Origin of the sequence: Microcystis sp. LE19-10.1B, from assembly GCF_027530565.1 — a bacterium.
Lineage (GTDB): Bacteria > Cyanobacteriota > Cyanobacteriia > Cyanobacteriales > Microcystaceae > Microcystis > Microcystis aeruginosa.
Genome location: NZ_JAPZQM010000281.1, coordinates 1 through 2,126, shown reverse-complemented (window position 1 = coordinate 2,126; position 2,126 = coordinate 1). Strand labels below are relative to the sequence as shown.

Here is a 2,126-nt window from a genome sequence, read left to right as displayed (position 1 = left end):
TTACTGATCACTGAAAAGCTCCCCACTTCCCCACTTCCAATTCATAATTCATAATTTATGTTTGTTGAGGGCGTTTAAGCAGTAATTGGATAGCCAAAAGAATTAAACCAATGGTGACAAAAGCAAAAATAAAGGTTCCTAGAGAAGCTAAACCAAAAACTAAAGTGCGGACAGCACTGCCAATTCTCAAGGCGATCGGACTGTGAGCAACCATTGGTTTTGAGTAAAAAGAATGACCGATCGCTGCTGTGAGATAATAGAGAATTGTCCCCAATGCTGCCGAAATTGCCGCACCAACCAAACAGCGAGTAGGAGTAACTTTTTTGGTTTCTAATTCTGTGGTCATTCCTTTTTAGTCCTCAAATATTGCCCAGGTTAAATTTTAATTCTTTTCCCCAGCATTTTACCCGACTAGGACCAAGGATCGAGGACGGAAGGAAAAGAAGTATCGACTTGCGAGGAGGCGATCAGGTCTTGATTCTGGTCTAGTTCCCGTTTTAACTGTTCCCAATCGCCGGGGTCGGTTAACTCCTCATAAACAGGGGCAGCGAAAACGATCGTTTCCTTGTCCGATGACCAGTTTTGGGAAGAAAGGACTAGATTAGTCAAATCAGGTAACTCCTGGTCGAGAATAGTTGTATTTGCGCTCTTAGGAGAATTTTTGAGCGAATTTAGGTTAATTTCTTGCTTTAATGACTGTAATTCACCATTGAGAGCTTTTAATAACTGCTCGATCGCCTCGATTCTCCCGAAAACATCCGAGGGAATCTCAGGATTATTGGCAGCAGAGAGGGGGGGCAAAGTGAATTGATCAGCTATGACGCGCTCGATTTCCTCTAGGGTAGTATAACCTTGACAGACTAATTCTAAACCGTAGGTGAGGAGAGACTTAAATCCTGCCTGTGTTGCCGCTTTTTTGAGCATATCGGCGGGTTTCTTCGCAGCGATGAAAGTTTTGAGGTGAGGGGTAATCGTGATCACTTCAAAGACCCCGATCTGGGACTGATAACCGATGCCGTGACAATGACGGCATAATCTGCCTTTTTCCCGCGCTTGGATGATTTCTTCGGCAGTGAGGGAATTAGCTTTATAAAAGCTGTATTGAGCAGCTTGGGCGGGAGAAAGACCAAATTTAGCTAATTCTTCCCTTTTTGGTTGATGTTTCAGCCGACAAACCGGACAAACCCGTCGCACCAGTCTTTGATTGATCACTCCAATGAGGGTATCAGCCACTAAGGCCGGCTCCGCTAATTGATTGAGGCGAGCGATCGCAGCAAAGGCATCATTGAGGGGTAAACTAGAAATAACTAAATGTCCAGTCAAAGCCGCTTCTAGAGCATGGGTAAGGGTGGAAGAATCCGCCAGGCGATCGATGCCGATGATGTCTAGGTCTTGATTCCGGAAAGAGGGCAAAATCGAGGCATAATCTTGGCCTTGACCATCAGCGATTTCCACTTGGGTAATACCATTAAGGCTGCGTTCGATCGAGGTTTCCAGGGTAGCGATATTAACCCCACCCCGGTTTCGATGGGCTAGTAGAGAATAGAAACTGGTGGAACAGCCGCCTCTGGCCGGTGCGGTGAGCAGAATTAACCCCGCCTGGCGATCAATCATGGTGCGTACCAGTTTACAGGTTTCTTGGCTAGCAATCAACTCATCGAGGGGCCAAAGTGGGGATCGAGAATCAAAAACCCGCAGCAGAATTTTTTCTCCCTGTTGACGAGGTAGGGTGTGGAGACGAAAATCTATTTTGCGACCGGAAAAAGTTATGGTCATTTTTCCCTGTTGGGGGCGCGATTTTTCGCTGAAATCGAGGTTAGCCAGAATTTTTAACCGTGAGATAATCCCTGGGGTCGCTTCTGGAGAAATCGGTTCCCAGGCAGAACGCAGGAGACCATCTTGGCGAAAACGGACAGTTAATTGATTTTCTTGGGGTTCTAGGTGAATTTCCGTCGCTTTACTTTCGATGGCTTGAACCAGGATATTATAGACCTCTTGCAAAAGTCTTAAGTCGATCCTTGTACAGCAACATTTTTGAAGATTATCAACTACTAATAAATAATTAACTGAAAGTCCCTCCCATTATTGTTTCTATCGTTTGTTTTCGGATTTATGCAAGAGGTCTT

General features: G+C 45.2%; 2 protein-coding genes. Both read right to left on the bottom strand.

Annotation, left to right across the window (positions count from 1 at the left end):
• Window positions 1-55 precede the first annotated feature (55 nt).
• A complete protein-coding gene (locus tag O9332_RS10035; RefSeq protein WP_002786666.1) occupies window positions 56-346 on the bottom strand; it encodes a DUF3082 domain-containing protein in 291 nt (96 codons plus the stop codon).
• A gap of 65 nt (window positions 347-411) precedes the next feature.
• Entirely contained in the window at window positions 412-2,001 is a 1,590-nt protein-coding gene (locus tag O9332_RS10030) for a GspE/PulE family protein (RefSeq protein ID WP_002759583.1), read from the bottom strand.
• Between the last annotated feature and the right edge of the window lie 125 nt (window positions 2,002-2,126).

What these genes read in the sequence shown, in the direction of transcription:
- O9332_RS10035 (WP_002786666.1), bottom strand. Translation starts at nt 346, where the DNA reads ATGACCACAGAATTAGAAACCAAAAAAGTTACTCCTACTCGCTGTTTG.